At 46.3% G+C, this 18,310-nt stretch carries 12 protein-coding genes; 4 read left to right on the top strand and 8 right to left on the bottom strand.

Annotation, left to right across the window (positions count from 1 at the left end; translation table 11 throughout):
• The first annotated feature begins 49 nt into the window (after nt 1–49).
• Genes ACMA1I_RS11495 through ACMA1I_RS11505 form a run of 3 tightly spaced genes read left to right on the top strand, consistent with a single transcriptional unit; the run spans nt 50 to nt 3,679 of the window.
• Entirely contained in the window at nt 50–1,600 is a 1,551-nt protein-coding gene (locus ACMA1I_RS11495; protein ID WP_337068479.1) for an MFS transporter, read from the top strand.
• 15 nt (nt 1,601–1,615) lie between these two features.
• The gene (locus ACMA1I_RS11500; RefSeq protein ID WP_337068480.1) at nt 1,616–2,521 is read left to right on the top strand and encodes a sugar phosphate isomerase/epimerase; all 906 of its coding nucleotides are present in this window, start codon (nt 1,616–1,618) and stop codon (nt 2,519–2,521) included.
• 30 nt (nt 2,522–2,551) lie between these two features.
• A complete protein-coding gene (locus ACMA1I_RS11505) occupies nt 2,552–3,679 on the top strand; it encodes a Gfo/Idh/MocA family oxidoreductase (protein WP_337068481.1) in 1,128 nt (375 codons plus the stop codon).
• A gap of 691 nt (nt 3,680–4,370) precedes the next feature.
• Here the strand turns inward: ACMA1I_RS11505 and ACMA1I_RS11510 are convergent.
• The 3 genes from ACMA1I_RS11510 to ACMA1I_RS11520 all read right to left on the bottom strand — a co-directional run bounded on the left by ACMA1I_RS11510 (nt 4,371) and on the right by ACMA1I_RS11520 (nt 6,638).
• Nucleotides 4,371–4,781, bottom strand: a complete 411-nt coding sequence (locus ACMA1I_RS11510) for a hypothetical protein (RefSeq protein ID WP_337068482.1) — start codon at nt 4,779–4,781, stop codon at nt 4,371–4,373.
• Between the two features lie 185 nt (nt 4,782–4,966).
• Nucleotides 4,967–5,326, bottom strand: a complete 360-nt coding sequence (locus ACMA1I_RS11515; protein WP_337068483.1) for a histidine kinase — start codon at nt 5,324–5,326, stop codon at nt 4,967–4,969.
• 46 nt (nt 5,327–5,372) lie between these two features.
• The gene (locus ACMA1I_RS11520) at nt 5,373–6,638 is read right to left on the bottom strand and encodes a PAS domain-containing protein (RefSeq protein WP_337068484.1); all 1,266 of its coding nucleotides are present in this window, start codon (nt 6,636–6,638) and stop codon (nt 5,373–5,375) included.
• A gap of 315 nt (nt 6,639–6,953) precedes the next feature.
• Here ACMA1I_RS11520 and ACMA1I_RS11525 point away from each other — a divergent pair, with 315 nt between their 5' ends.
• Nucleotides 6,954–7,958, top strand: a complete 1,005-nt coding sequence (locus ACMA1I_RS11525) for a transposase (RefSeq protein WP_337068485.1) — start codon at nt 6,954–6,956, stop codon at nt 7,956–7,958.
• Nucleotides 7,959–8,147: 189 nt separating this feature from the next.
• On the opposite strand, the gene ACMA1I_RS11530 is transcribed toward ACMA1I_RS11525, so the two are convergent.
• The 5 genes from ACMA1I_RS11530 to ACMA1I_RS11550 all read right to left on the bottom strand — a co-directional run bounded on the left by ACMA1I_RS11530 (nt 8,148) and on the right by ACMA1I_RS11550 (nt 18,037).
• Entirely contained in the window at nt 8,148–9,809 is a 1,662-nt protein-coding gene (locus tag ACMA1I_RS11530) for an FAD-binding protein (protein WP_337068486.1), read from the bottom strand.
• A gap of 231 nt (nt 9,810–10,040) precedes the next feature.
• Nucleotides 10,041–10,412: a hypothetical protein gene (locus ACMA1I_RS11535; RefSeq protein WP_337068487.1), complete on the bottom strand. Its 372-nt coding sequence runs from the start codon at nt 10,410–10,412 to the stop codon at nt 10,041–10,043.
• A 297-nt stretch (nt 10,413–10,709) separates the two neighbouring features.
• The gene (locus ACMA1I_RS11540) at nt 10,710–12,863 is read right to left on the bottom strand and encodes a RagB/SusD family nutrient uptake outer membrane protein (RefSeq protein ID WP_337068488.1); all 2,154 of its coding nucleotides are present in this window, start codon (nt 12,861–12,863) and stop codon (nt 10,710–10,712) included.
• Between the two features lie 27 nt (nt 12,864–12,890).
• Nucleotides 12,891–16,265 (bottom strand): TonB-dependent receptor, encoded by a 3,375-nt coding sequence (locus ACMA1I_RS11545; protein WP_337068489.1) that lies wholly within the window; start codon nt 16,263–16,265, stop codon nt 12,891–12,893.
• A 467-nt stretch (nt 16,266–16,732) separates the two neighbouring features.
• Nucleotides 16,733–18,037: a rhamnogalacturonan acetylesterase gene (locus ACMA1I_RS11550; protein WP_337068490.1), complete on the bottom strand. Its 1,305-nt coding sequence runs from the start codon at nt 18,035–18,037 to the stop codon at nt 16,733–16,735.
• Nucleotides 18,038–18,310: the final 273 nt, after the last annotated feature.

Raw genomic sequence — 18,310 nt, forward strand, 5'->3', positions numbered from 1 at the left:
CCGGTTGAACAAAAACGAAATTCTATCTCACTACTTAACACAGTAAACTATGAGTGCTACAAATGTGCAAGCGGCTGCCCTGCAGGAGGCACCCGATAAAAAACTCTTCTGGGCCTGTTTTGTGGCTCTGGTTACGACGTCGTTTGGGTTTATTCTTCGCGCGCTCACACTGCCACAGTGGGGAGAGGAGTTTAACCTGACCAATACCCAGATTGGAGAGATTGCCGGTGTTGGGCTTTGGCCTTTTGCCATTAGTATAGTGCTCTTCAGCCTGATTATCGACAGGATCGGATACAAAAACGCGATGGTGTTCGCTTTTGTGTGCCACTCAGCCTCTGCTGTGCTGACTTTCTTTGCCACTGGCTACTGGTCGCTCTACATTGCCACCTTTATAATGGCACTTGGCAACGGTACTGTAGAGGCTGTTACTAACCCTGTAGTGGCCACTATGTTCCCTCGCGAGAAAAGCAAGTGGCTGAACATGCTGCATGCGGGTTGGCCAACTGGACTGGTGCTAGGAGGCGTTATGGCGCTCATGTTAGGAGCCGAAACCAGTTGGAAACTTAAGATGATCCTGATCATGCTGCCTACGGTGCTCTATGGCATCATGATGTTCCCGCGTAAATTTCCTGTAAACGAGCGGGTAAAGGCAGGAGTATCGTACCTGGCTATGCTGAAAGAAGTGGGTGTAGGAGGAGCGCTCATTGTTACATCGCTGATCGTGTTTCAGTTAGGTTCCATCTTTGGCTGGTCTACGCTTTTGAACATAGTTATTACACTAGGCATAGTAGCCATCTTCGGGTTTTATGTGCGCAGTGTGGGGCAGCCGGTGTTTATTTTCCTGAACCTGCTCATGATTCCGCTTGCTACCACAGAACTGGGAACCGACAGCTGGATCTCTGATTTAATGGCCCCCGAAATGAACAACATCGGCATTCAGGCAGGCTGGATCCTGGTGTACACCTCGGCTATTATGGCGGTGCTACGATTTTTTGCAGGTTCTATTATTCATAGAATTTCGCCGCTAGGTTTGCTGGCGGTGTGCTCAGCTGTTGCTTGTGCTGGACTGTTGCTACTCTCGGTTTCAACCGGCATGATGGTGCTGGTGGCGGCCACGGTGTTTGCACTGGGCAAAACCTTTTTCTGGCCTACTATTCTGGGTGTGGTGGCCGAACGGTTCCCGAAAGGTGGCGCTTTAACGCTGAACATTACTGGTGGTGTAGGTATGATTGCCGCAGGCGTAATTGGGGCTGTCATTCTTGGATTTGCGCAGGATAAAACCATCGATCAGAACCTAAGTGCCTACGATGCGACCAATAATACAACGCTGCACAGCACCTACGCCACCGAGCAGAAGAGCAGTATTTTCGGAGATTACCAGGCGCTGAACTCGGCTAAGCTGGCACAGGCAAATCCGGAGGAGCAGAACCGGGTAGAAGCTATTCAAAATGTGGCTAAAAAAGAGGCGCTGCAAACGGTGGCTATTTTCCCGATCATCATGTTTGCCGCCTTTATTTTTCTGATGCTCTATTACCGCTCCAAAGGAGGCTATAAAGTAGTGGTGCTGCAGGAAGAGAATAAGGCAGTGGCTATTAAATAACGCTATTTAAAATTTATGAGCTTAGACCTAAAATTTGGAGTCAGCACCTGGCTCTGGACTTCACCTTTCAGCACTGAAACAATCGCCTTGTTTCCCAAAATAAAAGCCATGGGCTACGATCTGGTGGAGATACCGGTGGAGGACCCTGCTCTTGTGGACATCGTTAGAGTAAAGGCTGCCCTGGCACTGCACGAGCTGGAACCAGTAATTTGCGGGGCATTTGGCACGAGCCGCGACCTCACCCACGATGATCCGGCCTACCATAAAACCAGCATGGATTATATAGAAGCCTGTCTGGATATTTGCGTAGGATTGGGCGCTAAGTTTTTTGCAGGCCCCATGTACTCGGCAGTAGGAAAAGCCCGGCTGGTGTCTGCAGAGCAGAAGCAGGTGGAGTGGGAGCGGGCCGTTACGAACCTGCAAAAGGTCTGCGTGCAGGCAGATGCTCGTGGCCTGGAGATTGCCCTGGAGCCACTAAACCGCTTTGAGTCGGACCTGATCAATACGGCCCAGGATGTGATGCAACTGGTGCAGGACATTAACCATCCGGCTGCTAAAGTGCTACTCGATGGCTTCCATATGAACATTGAAGAACCCGATATTGAGAAAGCCATTTTATTAGCAGGAGAAAAGCTCATACATGTGCAGGTGTCTGAGAACTACAGAGGCACTCCTGGCACCGGCCAAACCCGCTGGGATGCGTACAAACGAGGCCTGACCACGATTGGCTATACGGGTGCCGTGTCGATTGAAAGTTTTACGCCGGAGGTGAAGGAGTTGGCCGGAGCCGTTTGTATATGGCGCCCACTGGTGCCCAGCCAGGATGGTTTTGCTCAGGAGGGGCTCCAGTTCCTGAAAAAGTGGGCAGCCGAGCCTCTGCCTGCAGCACCCGCCAGCCCGATAAATTACCAGACTTTGTAAAATCAAAATAAATCAAAACAAGCAACACACATGAGCGAGAAACAAATAAACATAGCCATTGTAGGCCTTGGGTTTGGAGCCGAATTTATTCCCATTTACCAGAAACACCCATACGCGAACATGTACGCCATTTGCCAGCGTACCCAAAGCAAAGTAGATGAAATCGGAGATGCTTTTGGCATTGCAAACAGGTACACCGATTTCGATGAAATGCTGAAAGACCCTACAATTGATGCGGTGCACATTAACACGCCCATTCAAAACCATGCAGAGCAATCAATAGCCGCTTTGCGGGCGGGCAAACACGTGGCTTGCACTGTGCCTATGGCTACTACCGTTGAAGAATGCCGTCAGATTGTGGAGCTGGTGCAGGAAACCGGCCTGACCTATATGATGATGGAGACAGTGGTCTATAGCCGGGAGTTTCTGTTTGTGAAAGAAATGTACGAAAAAGGAGAGTTAGGTAAAATTCAGTTTTTAAGGGCTTCGCACCAGCAGGAAATGGCTGGTTGGCCCGGCTATTGGGAAGGACTGCCACCGATGCATTACGCTACACATTGTGTAGGACCTGTGCTGGCGCTGCCACGGGCAGAGGCAGAGTATGTATCGTGTTTTGGCTCTGGTAGAATAGACGAAGAACTTATACCCAAATATGGGTCTCCTTTTGCCATAGAAACCTGCCATATAAAGTTTAAAGACTCCGATCTGGCCGCTGAGGTTACCCGCTCACTATTTAACACAGCCCGCCAGTACCGCGAAAGCTTTGATGTGTATGGTTCCAAAAAATCGTTTGAGTGGAAACAAATTGAGCACGAAGACAGTGTAATACATACTGGAGAGGAGCCGGAGCGCGTAAAGATCCCGGATTATGCCCATCTGCTGCCAACTGAGATCCAGTCGTTTACTCAGGCCGGCGTTTATGACTCCGATAGTAATCAGCACCTATCCTTTATTCAGGGTGCCGGCCACGGTGGTTCACACCCGCACCTGGTACACGAATTTGTAAGTGCCCTGGTGGAGGGGCGTGAGCCATATCCTAACGCGCGACAGTCTGCCAACATCACCTGCGTGGGCATTCTGGCGCACGAATCCGCCATGAATGGCGGCGAGATAATCCGTTTACCTGAGTTCACTCTCTCTGACTCGGTACTCGTATAAATCAATTCTTTACAGTTTAATTGTTTTAAATAGTACCACGAGCAATAGGGTTAATTGGCAGGCCATGTTGCTCGTGGTTTTTGCTTAGCAGGTGGGCTGGATTACCAGAAAGTGTTCACAAATTGTATCAACCAAGTTCCGTACAATTTTGCCTCACCTTCACCTGATATCTTGTAGAGATTTTTTGAGCAGGGTTCAGCAGCAAAAACTACTGGTTTGGTAGTTTTAGTTTGTACAGTACCTGATTTAGTTGTGAGAGCTGGGTAATGTCATTGCCTTGATGGTGTTATTTTATGTCTTAGTACAAGCAACTACCCCGCCTGCAGCACCCTTTTGCTTGAAAAAAGGAGGGGAATCCTGAAAAATCAACAAAACAGGAACTCGCTGAACGATTTTTTGGAAAGGTCTCTACTCCCAACTGTGGCGATTCAGGTGGTACACCTGGCAAAGGTGTCTGCGCTGTAGCTACCACATGCAATTAATCAAATTCTTCTAATAAAAAAGCCCTTCCGGAGCCATTTTTAAGGTAAAGGAGCATTGGAAGAATCTGGGTTGATTCACAAACAATATCTTCCCCAGTATCATCAGTTACTCTAAGTAACATTCGACATCATTTTAATTCACTTTTTAAAACACCTAACAGGCAGAAGAGAAGTAGCTACTTACAGTGTAAAAACGTAGGAGCCTACTTTTATATTTCTTTCAGCCATAGCAGTGCTTCCTGTTTGTTTCTAAAATCCTGAAGATCGAAAGGAATCGGCCACAAAGTTTTTACGAGGGCCCAATTACTTTGTGTAGAATTCTCTACATCGGAGCTCGGAGACTGTAAACGGGCCACTTTCTGAATCCTTGTCTTCAGCATCTCTTTGGCCAGGAACATAGTAATTTCAAAAGCATTGTCCTCGTTTACAATCTTTTTGGTTTGGGAAGAATCGAGCAATATTCGTTTTATATCGTAATTTTTTACCGTCTCAATCAGGATATGAATACTGTGCTTTATTTCCGGAATCAGAACGTTATGCAATTCTTTATATTCTACTACTATTATATCAGAAGAAGGATCGTAATTTAAACAGATTAAGCTATTTTGATAAAGGATCATGATAGTATGGCACTAAGTGATAAGATTGTTCAAGCAGAAAAATTTAGTCTTAGCTTGAAAAGCAGTTGGTTCAGTTGAAAATAAAGGAGGTGGGTTGGGCATTCTGCCATGCCTGAAGTAAATATATTAAGGTTATTCTCCCTTTACACTTTAGGATAGATAGGGTTACATTGGCCTGTACCACGTCAGCTGATGCTGGCGGAGAGCCTTTGTTCTACCTGGGTGAGAAGTGTCAGAAATTGGTCTGAAAGTAAATCTATTCCTTTTAAACCTTCGTGAGCCTGATCTATTTGTCCGTTGTTGTATTGTCGCACCAAGGCTGTGGCAGCTATGTTCAGGTTATGGTGTATTTTGGCTAATTCCCTAATTTCTGGCTCTTTGGCATACCGGACACTGCCAACGGAGTCGAACCAGGAACTGACAAGACCTTTCGGCGAAAAAAAGTTTTCGTCGAACGTACCTCCATATAGCAATGCCCGCACCTTTGTCTTGAAGAAAATATGCTTAACCCGAAGCTGTTGAAAGTCTATCTTCGCTAATTCCATGCGTTGCCTGCTATTCCTCTATAGTGTGTTTTCTGCACGCCTTAATTTAGTTTAGTTCCGGTTTGCTTATCTTTTGTTTGTTCTGTTCCTGCTCCGTTACATCGTAGCCAAAAACAAGTATACCTATTATCTCGCCGTGCTCGTTGCGCATGGCCTGGTATATAAATGTGAGGTACATCTCTTCGAGCTGGTTGTTGTTGTACCGGTCTAACTTAATGGGCACGCCTTCCGCTACAAAATCTTCTCCTGTGGTGTACACCTTGTCCAGAATTTGAAGAAAGCCCTGCTCCACTACCTCTGGCAGAACCTCTGCAACAGATTTACCTAACATATCCTTGCTGGGTAAAAGTTTCTGGTAATTCTCATTCACGAGCTCATACCGGTGATCGGGGCCTTTTAACGTGCAGCAGAAAAACGGTGCCTTATGAATAAGCTGCTCCATTATTTTCCGTTCTGCTTCTGCCTTTAGAAAAGAATGCTGCACCTGGTCCGAAAGCGCCACCATTTGCTCGTTCGACTCCAGCAGTTCTAACACCAGCTGGCGGGTTTCGTGAATATCGGTGGAGCTGCCTACCCACATCACAATGTTCCCCTCCTCGTCGTGCATAGGCAGGCTTCTGCAGAGGTGCCAGCGGTACACGCCAAGTTTATCGCGTTTGCGTATTTCGGCCTGCATCTCTTTGCCATGCTCCATGGCCTCCTGCCACTTTGCCGTAATGGAAGGCAGATCGTTGGGGTGAATAACTTGATGCCAGTTGTTTGCTTGCAGCTCTTGCAGTGAGATGCCGGTAAAGGTTTGCCAGCGTTGGTTCAGGTAAGTAAGATTGCCGGTAGCGTCTGTAGTAAAAATAAGTTGTGGCATGGCATCCGCCATAAACTTAAACTTACTTTCTTCAATGGCCAAAGCACGTTTGCTTAATTCCCGCTCTGTTACATCGGAGGTTTTTTGAATAATGAAGCTTACTTCTCCTTCATCGTCTAGCACAGGAGTATGTATTGCTTCCCAGTAACGCAAATAGTAGCCACCACCTTCTGATGCCGGCTTGGGAATATCATAACGCAGCACTTCCAGATAATCAGTTTTCCTGGTTTGCAGTACAGTTTCCAGCGACTGGCGCAGTAAGTAACCATTTCGGGAGTTAGGATCATCCGGGTTATCAGGAAAAGATTCCAGGAAACTTTGTCCAATTAGTTCTTCCCGGGTTCGCCTTGTAATCTCTAAATATTTATCTGTCGCTTCCAAAACCTTCAGGTCAGGCGACAACAATACAACTGAATCAGGAAGATGTACTAAAAACTTATATAAATTCATGTGAGGCTTCAGGTAACGCCTAAGGCAGACGATTTTTTGCTAAGGTATCAATAATGAGTGACGTACGTTGTTTCGCTGTAATGGGTTATTTTTAATAATTAGGGGTTATAAACAAAAGTGTAACTGCTAAAATGGTGGCGCACAAAGAAGTTCCTCTGTTTACTTTGCCCTCTTCCAGAGCAGGTTGGCAGAAGAATACGTTTGCCGGATTTGAAGCAGTAACGGAGCAGTGAAGTAGAGAAAGAATAATTAGGACTTTCGCAAAATAACCCAAGAGGTTGAATAACGATAAAAGCAGTAGGAGGTAAAATTGCTATGAAAACGCAACTTGACATGTACTGCCAGTACCTATTGAGTACTCAACTTAACTATACTTGTACCTACTTTGCCGACCATCTGGCGGGGCTTAGTCATGATTCAGTTCACCGTTTCCTGCGGGATGAGAAGCTCACACCACGTTTACTTTGGGAGAAGGTAAGCCCGCTGATCACTCAGTCCTCGTTTGCCTTTATCCTTTTTGATGATACGGTGCTCGACAAGCGGCACTCGCGGGTCATGGGGCTGGTCAGGCGGCAATATTCGGGCAACGCGCACGGCATCATCAGGGGCATCGGCGTTGTCAACTGCCTTTACCTGGACCCCATCAACAAGCAGTTCTGGCTCATAGACTTCCGCATCTTTGCCCCTGATGCTGATGGCAAGAGCAAACTAGACCACGTGCTGGACATGCTTGGGAAGCTCAAGGAGAGGGGTGTGCTGTTCCAGACGGTGCTTATGGACAGCTGGTATGCCACAACAGAGGTGATGAAGTACCTGATAAAGGAGGGGAAGACCTTCTACTGCCCTGTCAAGAGCAACAGGAAGGTGGACGATTCTTCAGGCCAACAGCCTTACCGGCCTGTCGATAAGTTAGAGTGGAACCAACAGGAGCTTGCTAAGGGCAAAGTTGTCAAACTCCACAAGTTTCCCATGGATGTGAAAGTGAAGCTATTCCGGGTTGAGGTGTCCACCCACCGCACGGACTACATCGTCACAAACGATATGGAGCAAGATGACCTTCAGGCTGTAAAAGAGATCTGCAGCCTGAGATGGAGCATCGAGCAGCTTCACCGCGAGGAAAAGCAGCTCACAGGCATTGAACAGGCGCAGTGCCACCTGGCTCGGGCGCAGCGAAACCACATCCTGGCAGCAAACTTGGTGTGGACAAGGCTCAAGAACTTGGCATACTACTATGGACAGACGGCATATAAACTCAAGAAGGGGCTACTGGATAATTATCTCTGTCAGCAACTGCTAAAACCTGACATTGCTTATGCTTAAAGTGCGAAAGTCCTAAATAATGTAATATGGGCAGCAGCATACTATACCACCGGTGTTACCTGCTTTATTTTAGGTTTGTAAGTAGAAGAAGAGGTGCTGTGTGGTTTTGCCTAGGCAGTACTACTGCGAAGAGTTGAAAAAAAGGCTCCCGAAGCACATTTTCATTAGAAGAATTGCCAGCTGAACCTACTATGAGAAGGGTGTTGCCGGTGTTTTATCCAGGCCGCATTGCACCATAAAATCGTTGGTAAACACTTTTCTTGTAGGCGCATCGAGTAGAGCGGCCCGGCACTGCAGCCATTTTTCTACCTGCTGGTTGCCATACATTTGCCGTACCCTTTGCTCATTTAAAATGAAATTGAGTTTGCCCCAATGCAGGGTGTAAGGAATGTGGAGCGCCTCCAGTCGGTGCCATACATCCGAAAAAAACTGCCGGGTAAAAGGCGCATCCACACCATCCATCTCAAGAACGCAGGATTTGGCAAATTTTGTAAAGCCGAGCAGAGCCGAAGTGCCCTTGACAAAACGTAAGGCAATGCCTCCTGCAAATGGTTGCCTGTTGTTCAGGACCAGTATTACATCTATTACTTTAAAGACATCCGTAGTGGCAACGGCCAGGGCAGCACTGGCTATCTGGCCCTTAAAGCGGGTGTGACGAAAGGTTTCGCCTATGGTCATTGGCTGAGGCTGAGCAGCCCGAAGGGTACTGTTAAAAAGAGCGTTCATGAGGGGTTTTATAGTGACCATATTCAAAGTCGGTCCTGCTGCCTCCAACACACGCGAGATTATTCCATTCAGGTCAGGGCTAAAGGTTCTGCCACTCTCTAGCCGGTTGTGTACTGGCTGGTAAGAGGGAGGGCAAGGTATTTTGTAGAAGGTGCGGATGTAGAGGCCTTTTTCTTTGTTGCCGGGCTCAAAGTGATGAGGGTTCAGCGCCATCTCCAGGTGGTAAAGCTTCATGGCATCAGACTGCACAGGCATTTTTACCTGCTGGTTTACTGGCAGGCCACTTTGGCTGGCCAGCTGGTTGAGTATGTGGCGGAGCATCTCCATGTCCAAATGCTCAATAGCCTGCTTAAGTGCTGGTGTATAGGGTACGTGGTCGAAGCGGAATTCCTGCAGCAGAAACAATGGCTCTACCTGCAGCAACACGCCATGAATAATGCCAAAACTCCCAAATGATACAACGGCAGCCTGAAACATGTCGTCATCACGAATAGCTTCGGCACCCAAGGCCCTAGTAAACTCATCGGAAACAACTGGCGCAGAGGCGCGTTCCAACCACACATGTCGATTTGGTCCTGTAACTATGTGCAGCCCTACAATGGCATCGTGAACCGCACCGGTATACAAAGCGCCGCCGTGTGTGCCTGTAGCCGTAGCACCTGCTACCGATTGCCCGTTGCTACCGCCTGAAGCCATAAGGCAGCGTCTGTATTGAGTTTCAAGCACTTCGTTCAGCTCTAGTATACTCATGCCACACTGCACAAAGAATATGTCTTCTTTACTCTTGCCGCTTTGTTTGTAATTCTGCGAAAGAGAAGAGTTGCCAAGCGTAAAGCGCAGGTTCAGCGCTTTTGTGTTGACCATGCCTCCGTTGCACATGGCTACCGGCGAAAATGACCAGTTGTTCCCCATGGCTCGGAGTGGTGTATTCGTTTGAATGGCATTCCTGATGAGCCACTGTATATTGGCCGTAGTAGCATTGTAGTCCTGCAGCAGCGACTGATTGTTTTGTACCCGCAGCGTAAAAGATGCGCCTGGTTTAAACCGGTGTTTGAAGTTCTGGTGGGCATTCTCCCATGGGTCATCCGGATGAAAAAGCTCGATTCCTGGTGGTAGAACTGACATAAGGACAAAGTATGAAATGAAACTTAGTGATTTGGTTTATAGATGTCAAACCTGAAATTATTCTAATGGATTTGGTCTCCCGGAGCCCTTTAAAACCATTTATTGCTAAGGGTTGTAATGCTTTCTGAGGCTCAGAAGGACTTCCTGCCAGTTAACATCGAATACTCTCACTCCTCAATTAGAAATCTTAGTTCCTATTTAGCTGAGGTCTTTCCCTTTGATAGCCTGCCACTAATCACCGCCGATGGTGCCGGTGTCTCTGGAGGGTGGGGCACAGTCCCATTCCAACCGCTGGGGAATTACCAGACCAAGGCTAACAAACGAAATAGTTATAAAAAGCGGGTTTGTACGGACTCGCACGCGGGTCATGTCGCTACCTGATTGGCAGCCTGCGTCCCAATCTGCTGCTTTTAAGATTCCCCAAAAGTAGGACCAATGAGTAGGACCAACGTGGGAGAGGGTGCGGGAGCGGGCAGGTTGGTCAGAGGTATGCCTGCTTACAACAGTATCGGTTACAGCGCAGGATTCCAGAGACAGCACTACCAGCAAGCTAACCCCAATAGACCGGAAGCTTATTTTGAGTCGTTGTATTTTCGGATTCATGCCAGGCAGTACAAATAGGTTTATGGGCGAAGATATAAAGGTTGTCTCTGTTCAGTAATTATATATCCAGATTATATTGCTGTATAGGCTAGGGGGCTGATTAATAAATCACCACTATTTAGGAGTGAAAGCAAAGTGCTGAGAATTAATTAGCTTATAATAATGATATACTAAATTAATCGAAGTTAAGTTGATTTAAATCCATGAATTTTAGGATAATAAAAATATATATAAAAAAAGGCTGCTCAACTTGGCAGCCTTTTTCAAATTATTAAGAGTTAAAATACTGCTATCACCTTAATTGTAACCAGGGTTTTGATATGCTCTTCTTGCCTCTGCACTAAGTGCATCACCATTTTCGTCGGTAAGCTGCACCAGGTAAGCATTTGGCCAAACTCTGAAAGTATAATGTTTCTGCATTAAGCCTTTGCCGTTGCCATCCTGACCGTTACCGCTGGCCGGGTTGGCAGCAACTGGCCATAAGCCTGTTCTGTCAGAGGCCATCTGGTTCAGGTAAACAACCCGCTCATACAGAATACCAGCATTGTGCAGGTCTTCCCAGGCAATGCCTTCTGATAAAAATTCGCGCGCCTTTTCGTTGTAAATGAAGTGGATGAACATATCCTCTTTCGACATTACAGTAGGAATATAACCTTCGGCCTGTGCCTCTGGAGTACCTGGTGTGAAATGGTTTTCTGTTACACGGATTTTCTCAAAAGCATTAGAGGTAGTGGTGTAGGGAGCCACAAGTTCAGCAGGATCGAGGGTAGTTCTTTTGGGCTCGAACTCTGCCAGAACATTTGGCCGGTTTTCGCCTGGCTTGTAGGCCGCTCTCTGGCGCAGAATGTTTATATCAGCAACAGCCTGAGCATACAGGCCCTTGCGGCCATAAGCCTCCGCTCTAATCATATAGGTTTCTGCCAGACGCATTAAAAGTGCATCGCGGGTGCCAGACTCGCTGTTAAAGTTGGCCTCGATGGCGCTACCACCACGCATTGGATCCACATATTTTTTAGATGACAAGTAAGGTGCCTGGCGGTTAGTGGCAAGCCCCATATCTGAACCATCAATAAACAGCCTGTAGTAGTAACGGCCTGTTTTGGCTGATCTTACCCAACGCACCATGAACTGGAACGGCATACTCATGACCATGGCAGAATCGAGCGCTTCGTCTCTTTGATTTTCTAAGTAGATAATTGCTCTGCGACCGTTCTGAATCCTTTTCTCACCAGCAGTTACAGTAGGTTGGTCCGCGGGTTTATTGGCGTTCCACCAGGCTGCCGCTGCTGAAGTCCAGCTGTAGGAGGAGGTGGTGGCTGCCGGCATGTTGCTGATGTACTCGTACTGAAAAGTTTTATAGTAACGAGAGTCGTTTACTTTGTCGCGGAAGTTGTCGTAACCCCAGTCTGTTGGTCTGAACGTGCCAAACGGGCGGCCATACGCCATAGCTCGTGTTACACCCGATTGAAAGGTATAATCGCCGATATGATAGTTAACCGATCTGTTTTGAAAGCGACCGTTAAGGGCAGTGTTAGCATCGAACTGAGCTGACCACAACACCTCCGGATGTGGAGATGTTTCAGACACCGCTGGGTTGAACAGGGTCCAATAGTCTGGGGCAAGAACGCCGCCTGTACCTGTAATTACTTCAGATGCTACCGTAATCACAGAGTCAAGGTCGGTGGGTACATTACCTTTGTACAGCATGCGCAGGTGCTCTTCAGAACTATTCTGGAAGCCGGCAGCCTGAGCACGGTTCAGGTATAGTTTCGACAGGAAGTGCCCGGCCGCCCATTTCGTTACTCGGCCACTTTCACTAACCGTGGCTGGAAGGTGCTGGTAGGCAAAAGTCATGTCAGAGATAATCTGCTTGTAAATATCCTCCAGCTTGGCTTTGGGATAATGGTAGATGCCGTTATCTTCTCTTTTCGGTTCCAGTAACAGGGGAACATCGCCCAGTTGGTTTGATATCAGGTAATATGCCCAAGAACGCAAAAACAGGATCTCAGCTCTTCTGGTGTTCCGGTAGGCTTCATCTGTACCAAACCTGCCTGGCTTGATGTTGTCTATAACATCAAGCGCAATGTTACAGTTGTTGATGTGCGGATAGGCACCCATAGGTGCGTTGCCGGAATTGGCTGCGCCAAGGTAGTTGTTCACATTAGACGCAATGTTGCTCACATCGGAGCCATATTCGGCAACCCCCATTCTGGCGAAACCAACGGCTACGGTGCGGTAAGCATCTGTTTCAGGCTCTATTAGCCTGGCTCCATTGGCATCCCATTCATGTTTAACCCGGGCATATACATAAAGGCCTTTAATTAAAGACTCCAGCCCGTTCTCGTTATTAAAATAGTTCTGTGTCAGGTTCGCTACCTGCTCTTCTTCCAGAAAGTCCTTACAAGACAAGGTGGAAGAGGCTAACAGTAGTATGGCAATATATTTTTTCATAATAAAAGTGTTCTTTAGAAATTTTATTTAGAAACCTACTCTAACCCCAAATACTACACTCTGCGGTAAGATGGTATTGTTGTTGGTACCACCTAAAGGCGCGGTGTTATTGCTGTTAGCCTGCGATTGTCTTCCCCAGTTTGTGTCGTCATCCGGGTTCAGACCCATTTTCACGATATCGCCTCCAAAAATGAAAGGATTCAGTACCTGGAAATTCAGCTGCAGGTTATTTAAGAGGAATCTGGTCAATACTTGTTGAGGGAAGTCATATGAAAGAGAGATGTTTCTGACAGTAACAAAAGAGCCATCGTGGAATTGCATTGCTGGCGTAAAGTTGTCATATGCAAGGGTTCCGTTATAAGGCATTGGCCAGCGACCACCTGGATTCTGGAATGTCCATACGTCGTTTTCAACCCGACCATTTGGCCAAATACCACCATAAGAGTTAGGATAGCCTCCAAAATAAGTTTGGCCAATTCTTGCATAAATGAAAGATTGCAAAGTCAAGTTCTTGTAACGGAAGTTTGTATTTAGGCCACCTATCCATTTTGGGCGGTCGTGACCCCTGATCACATAATCTTCACCATCAATCCTGTAGTCTCCGTTTTGGTCCACAATTTTGATGGATCCTGGGAAGAAGTTATGGCGATTGGCATTGAACTTTGCCATTTCTGCTAAGTCTTCCGGGGTGTTCTGCCAAATTCCAGCATTATCGTAATGGCGATAAACACCACTAACCGGATACCCGATATACCAGTTATTTGCCAACATGTCTTCTTTACCATTTATCAGCTCCACAATTTCTTCTCTGTTAGAGGAAAAATTAAAATCTGTGCTCCAGGTAAAGTCTTGAGTTTCAATATTAATAGTAGACAAGGTAAGTTCTAAGCCTCTATTCCTTGTTTTCCCAATGTTTTCAAATTTCTCTACATAACCTGTAACAGCAGGTAGGGATCTGCGCATGATCAGGTCTGAGGTCCTGGAATCGTATAGTTCAACAGAACCTGTAATGCGGCTATTAAGCACTCCAAAATCTAAACCTATGTTTGTTTGTGCTGTTTTTTCCCAGCTCAAGTTCGGGTTCTGCACCAGCTGTGGCAAATAACCAATACCAGCTACAGAGCCAAAGGCATAAGGGTTTCTGCTAAGAGGGCCGGAGGAGGTATAAGGATTTACCGAAGAATTACCTGTTACACCATAGCCGATACGTGGCTTCAGTTCATTTAACCAGGTTACATCCTGCAGGAACTTCTCTTCCTGCATTTTCCAGGCGAGTGCAAAAGATGGGAAGAAATCCCACTTATTACCCGGAGCTAGCACAGATGAACCATCGTATCGGCCTGATGCTGTTAACAAATACTTGTTCATTAGGGTATAGTTAACACGACCCATCCACGACATCAGCGTGTTCTCAGTAAAGCCAGTACCGTAGCCATCAGGGCGACCTACTGTGTTAGATCCCAAGTCGTACCACATACTTAAAGGAATAATGGTGCCCGAAACGTTGGCTCCAATATTCTCTCTTCTCGAGGATTGCTGAGACTGTAGTAAGGTAACTCCAATGGTATGGATATCTGCAAAAGTCTTATCTATGAAGAGCAGGTTCTCCGCCACCCACGAAAAATTCTCCTCGCGATTATAACCGGCGGTGTTAGGGCGGTTGTTCAGGTGACTTGTTGCTCCAGGACCAGTCCAAGCGCCATTTCGGAAGTTACGCATTTGACCACCAAAGTTTAACCGGTACTTCAACCAAGGTGTAAATTTAAGTTCTGTGTACATATTGGCCATAATAGCCGATGAACGTCTTTCGTTCTTGGTCTGGTCTATGTCGATCAGAGGATTCCAGATGTTGATGTTAGGTCCGGTGTTCTTGATAAAATCGCCATTTTCATCTCTTGGGAAGGCAAACGGAAATTGATCATTGGCCCTAGAGAAAAGATCTTTAGAACCTGTGTTGCTCGTATTAGGGGGGTTAACACCGTAGTTCTGCAACGAAAACGAACCCATAACAGATGTCCCTACTGTTATCCATTTTTTAGGTGAGATATCGCCATTCAGATTCACGTTAAAACGTTTAAAATCCTGGTCGCGCTGTACACCTTTTTGGTCATAATAACCAAGCGATAGGTATACTCTGGATGTTTCGGAACCGGAAGAGAGGGAAAGCTGATGATTTTGAGTCACACCCGTACGGGTTGCTGCATCTCTCCAATCGAAGCTTTTAATGTTTTGAGAGTTATACACCGGTACCTGTGCCGGCCATCCCATAGCTTGTTCTTCCGGCGTAGTGCCCCTCAGCTTTGGCGTAACGCCATATTCTTCCCATTCATAGGCTGACCACACATTGTCCCGCGATCTCTGGTCTACACCTAGGTTCATCTTTTCCTGGTCAAGAAATGGATCCGGGTACCATATAGTAGGAGCTTGGTTTAAGTTGGTATTTGTAGTTAGCTGATAGTTGCGACCATAGATTAAGGACTCACGCCATCTGTCGATGTACTGGCCACCATCCATCCAGTCAGTCAGTGTTTTATAGGAATCAAGGGAGGTGGTGTGGTTGTAGTTAACAGATACCTTGCCGACAGTACCTTTTTTAGTAGTGATAAGTATCACGCCATTTGCTCCCCTGGAGCCGTAAATGGCCGTAGCCGACGCATCTTTCAGCACTTCAACGGAGGCAATGTCATTAGGATGAATGTCGTTAATAGAGAAGGAGGTTACACCCAGTGCAGCCACAATTGGTATACCGTCGACTACATAAAGGGGGCCATTATCTGCTGTAAGGGACCGGTTACCACGGATACTCACATTTGGAGTCTCACCCGGCCGAACGTTAGTAGATACGTTTACACCAGGTGCTCTACCTTGTATGGCTTGCAGTACGTTTTGCACCGGGCGCTCCTCTATTACCGCCGCCGAAACACTGGTTATGGCACCAGTTAAATCACTTTTCTTTTGCGTTCCGTAACCTACTACCACTACCTCTTGCAGGGCTTTGGCGTCAGATGCCATGGTTACGTTTACTACTGCCCGGTTATTCAAGGCAATTTCCTGAGTTCTGAAGCCAATGTAAGAAAATACCAATGTTGCGTTGCCATCCGGCACAGTCAGGCTAAAACGGCCATCAATGTCAGTAGCAGTTCCTGTAGTGGTTCCTTTTACTACTACGCTTACACCCGGTAAACCTTCCCCGGTGTCGTCAACCACCCGTCCAGTAACGGATACCTCTACGGCATTTATATTTAGTAATGTTACGTCTGATAGGTGGCCTTTTACCACTGAAAGTTCAGCGGTAGGTACACTCAACGGCTGTTTCCCTTCAGCCTTAACGACAGTTGTGCTAAGTCCTAAAGAGGTCATTGCCCAGAACACATACCTACCATAATGTAAGTTTTTCTTCATGTTGTTGGTTTTAGTGAATTAAATTCGTCTTATAAAAGCGTAGTATAAATTAACTAATTTAAGAAATCCGTTCTGTCCTGCGGTATCCTGCCACTAATCCTATTTTGTTATGATATCAGAAAGATTTTTGTGTAAAAGAAGTATAATTGAAAATGAATTAAGTATAGTTTGACATGGCAGAAAAATGTTTGTCCAAACCATAAAATTTTCAAAAAAGCAGGTTAATGATTTTAAATAATAGGACTGTTCATTATCTGCACCATTTTGCTCTTTGGTTTTTTTTATACAGAAACCTACTTATATTAAAGTGGAAGACCTTAAAAGGATGCTCAATTAATTTTTAAAGTAGGAGGAGTGCTGTTGCGGAGTTTTAATTGCTTTACAAGTGTTTGTAAGGGTATTGTTTCCGATAAAATACTCTTCTAATTCATCGCTTGTAATCTTGTAAAAAATAAAGGGCTCCTGCCTTAGTTCCCATCAGGTTTTAGCATGCTAACTTTTGGACTAGGAGGCCAATTGAACTTTTCGAAGTCATCTGGTTGGGTAGGGGTATAGGAGGGAGTAGAGTGCAGGTACTGTGCCAGCCCTAATCCTTGGTCTTTGATGCTTTGGGCAACCAGCTTGGCGATTTGATAAGCACCATAAGGGTTAAAATGTGTGTTATCATTAAGACCTTGTTCCGGATAAATAACAAAGGCCTTTTTAGAACCTTCCGGCCCCAGCGTTTCGTAAAGGGTTGTTGTAAGGGAGGTAAGGTCAATTAATGCTACATTTTCAGCGGCGGCAACTTTCTTAGCTGCATCAGGGTAGTCACCATGTGAGTTGGTCATTTCACCTTGCTGGTTAAAAGAGCGGCGGGCGGTAGGGGTCAGGATAACTGGAGTGGCCCCTTTGGCTTTTATGGCGGTGGCAAAATGGTGCAGTCTGTCTGAGTAAGATTTATAGGGTCCATCCTCAGGTCCTTTTTCTTTTTCGTCGTTATGCCCAAACTCAATAAACACAAAATCTCCCGGCTGCAATACACTTAAAACTTTGTCGAGGCGTTTGCTGCTCATAAAACTGCCCAACGATAAGCCGGATTCGGCATGGTTCGCTATAGCAACGCCAGGTTTAAAAAAGCGGGGAATCATTTGCCCCCAGGAGGCCCAGGGTTCCTCGTCCTGATTTACCACAGTAGAGTTACCAGCCAAGTATACTGTAACCTGGTCTTCAACTTTTGTAATTTCGATCCCATTTAAAGGTGTTTGGCAGGTAAACTCCAGCGTCAGTTTATTGTCCCAATCCAGCTTAGTTAACTCGCGGGGTTTCAGACTCACCTGGTTTTTCTGGTCAATATTTCTGTCTTTAATATTCACGATAAAGGTTTCGGTGGCAAATTCTCCAGGAGCTGCCTCCACTTGTTCCAGCATCAGCCGGCGCGATTCAGCTTTCACCGTTGTGACGGTTTTCTTTAACTTATCGCCCATTGTCAGGGTTACTCTGTAATTCCCTTCTGGCACCTTTACCGAAAAGTAAAAAGGAGTTTCGCTCGTCACGAAATCACTTGTAAGCGCGTTTTTTCCTTTGCGGTTCACCGCCTTCACTGTTGTTCCAAAGTCGAAGCCATAGCCAACTGCCGGTGTATAGGTTACAGTGGCAGGCACAGCCTGGTAACCTTTAGCTGTTTTACCACTACCGAAATCAAATTTAAAATCGGTATGTTGGGCACTAGCCGCACCAGAAAGTAAGGACAGAGCGAAAGTAAATTGCTTGAGGTATTTCCCTTTTTTCATAATTCTCTGGTATCCTTTAAGCTAGGGTAGTTGTTTATGTGACTTTGGTTATGGCAACTTCTGGCACTAGTAAATTTCACCCTCAGGCAAGGCACTAAGCATTCAGCGTCCAAAATGCCTCCGGAAGGGCATTTTCATTAGAAGAATTGGCAGAAAATTCCTTGCATGCAGCCATGAAAGTTGAAAGCTAAACCTATTGGCAAAAGTAAAAGCTCTTTGTGTACTCTCTATCATGGCGTGTCCTGCTCCCTTTACAGTTTATGCAAGTTGATG

Source organism: Pontibacter sp. 13R65 (assembly GCF_047525655.1).
Lineage (GTDB): Bacteria > Bacteroidota > Bacteroidia > Cytophagales > Hymenobacteraceae > Pontibacter.

Excerpts from the sequence above, each read along its gene's own strand:
- ACMA1I_RS11495 (WP_337068479.1), top strand. The coding sequence starts at position 50 with ATGAGTGCTACAAATGTGCAAGCGGCTGCCCTGCAGGAGGCACCCGAT.
- ACMA1I_RS11500 (WP_337068480.1), top strand. The coding sequence starts at position 1,616 with ATGAGCTTAGACCTAAAATTTGGAGTCAGCACCTGGCTCTGGACTTCA.
- ACMA1I_RS11505 (WP_337068481.1), top strand. The coding sequence starts at position 2,552 with ATGAGCGAGAAACAAATAAACATAGCCATTGTAGGCCTTGGGTTTGGA.
- ACMA1I_RS11510 (WP_337068482.1), bottom strand. The coding sequence starts at position 4,781 with ATGATCCTTTATCAAAATAGCTTAATCTGTTTAAATTACGATCCTTCT.
- ACMA1I_RS11515 (WP_337068483.1), bottom strand. The coding sequence starts at position 5,326 with ATGGAATTAGCGAAGATAGACTTTCAACAGCTTCGGGTTAAGCATATT.
- ACMA1I_RS11520 (WP_337068484.1), bottom strand. The coding sequence starts at position 6,638 with ATGAATTTATATAAGTTTTTAGTACATCTTCCTGATTCAGTTGTATTG.
- ACMA1I_RS11525 (WP_337068485.1), top strand. The coding sequence starts at position 6,954 with ATGAAAACGCAACTTGACATGTACTGCCAGTACCTATTGAGTACTCAA.
- ACMA1I_RS11530 (WP_337068486.1), bottom strand. The coding sequence starts at position 9,809 with ATGTCAGTTCTACCACCAGGAATCGAGCTTTTTCATCCGGATGACCCA.
- ACMA1I_RS11535 (WP_337068487.1), bottom strand. The coding sequence starts at position 10,412 with ATGAATCCGAAAATACAACGACTCAAAATAAGCTTCCGGTCTATTGGG.
- ACMA1I_RS11540 (WP_337068488.1), bottom strand. The coding sequence starts at position 12,863 with ATGAAAAAATATATTGCCATACTACTGTTAGCCTCTTCCACCTTGTCT.
- ACMA1I_RS11545 (WP_337068489.1), bottom strand. The coding sequence starts at position 16,265 with ATGAAGAAAAACTTACATTATGGTAGGTATGTGTTCTGGGCAATGACC.
- ACMA1I_RS11550 (WP_337068490.1), bottom strand. The coding sequence starts at position 18,037 with ATGAAAAAAGGGAAATACCTCAAGCAATTTACTTTCGCTCTGTCCTTA.